This window comes from Cronobacter sp. HA18003 (assembly GCF_011605905.1).
In the GTDB taxonomy this organism is placed as follows: domain Bacteria; phylum Pseudomonadota; class Gammaproteobacteria; order Enterobacterales; family Enterobacteriaceae; genus Cronobacter; species Cronobacter sakazakii.
In genome coordinates this window covers 1-1,088 of record NZ_JAANQO010000014.1, presented here as the reverse complement: position 1 = coordinate 1,088, position 1,088 = coordinate 1, and the positions used below count along the sequence as shown (strand labels likewise).

At 56.2% G+C, this 1,088-nt stretch carries 1 protein-coding gene; it reads left to right on the top strand.

Going from position 1 to position 1,088, the window contains the following annotated elements; all coding sequences use genetic code 11:
- Nucleotides 1–1,088 (top strand): elongation factor Tu (gene tuf / locus G6041_RS11140; protein WP_054628775.1); only part of this gene is annotated, 1,088 nt, incomplete at both ends.

Sequence of the window (1,088 nt, the reverse complement as noted above, 5' to 3'; positions counted from 1 at the left end):
CTGACCGCTGCCATCACTACCGTTCTGGCGAAAACCTACGGTGGTTCTGCTCGTGCATTCGACCAGATCGATAACGCGCCGGAAGAAAAAGCTCGTGGTATCACCATCAACACCTCTCACGTTGAATATGACACCCCGACTCGCCACTACGCGCACGTTGACTGCCCGGGCCACGCCGACTACGTGAAAAACATGATCACCGGTGCTGCTCAGATGGACGGTGCTATCCTGGTTGTTGCTGCGACTGACGGCCCGATGCCGCAGACCCGTGAGCACATCCTGCTGGGTCGTCAGGTAGGCGTTCCGTACATCATCGTGTTCCTGAACAAATGCGACATGGTTGATGACGAAGAGCTGCTGGAACTGGTTGAGATGGAAGTGCGTGAGCTGCTGTCTCAGTACGACTTCCCGGGCGACGACACCCCGATCGTTCGTGGTTCTGCTCTGAAAGCGCTGGAAGGCGACGCTGAGTGGGAAGCGAAAATCATCGAACTGGCAGGTCACCTGGATTCCTACATCCCGGAACCGGAGCGTGCGATTGACAAGCCGTTCCTGCTGCCGATCGAAGACGTATTCTCCATCTCTGGTCGTGGTACCGTTGTTACCGGTCGTGTAGAGCGCGGTATCATCAAGGTTGGTGAAGAAGTTGAAATCGTGGGCATCAAAGACACCGCGAAATCCACCTGTACCGGCGTTGAAATGTTCCGCAAACTGCTGGACGAAGGCCGTGCGGGCGAGAACGTAGGTGTTCTGCTGCGTGGTATCAAACGTGAAGAAATCGAACGTGGTCAGGTACTGGCTAAGCCGGGCTCCATCAAGCCGCACACCAAGTTCGAATCTGAAGTGTACATTCTGTCCAAAGATGAAGGCGGCCGTCATACTCCGTTCTTCAAAGGCTACCGTCCGCAGTTCTACTTCCGTACAACTGACGTGACTGGCACCATCGAACTGCCGGAAGGCGTGGAGATGGTAATGCCGGGTGACAACATCAAAATGGTTGTTACCCTGATCCACCCGATCGCGATGGACGACGGTCTGCGTTTCGCAATCCGCGAAGGCGGCCGTACCGTTGGCGCGGGCGTGGTTGC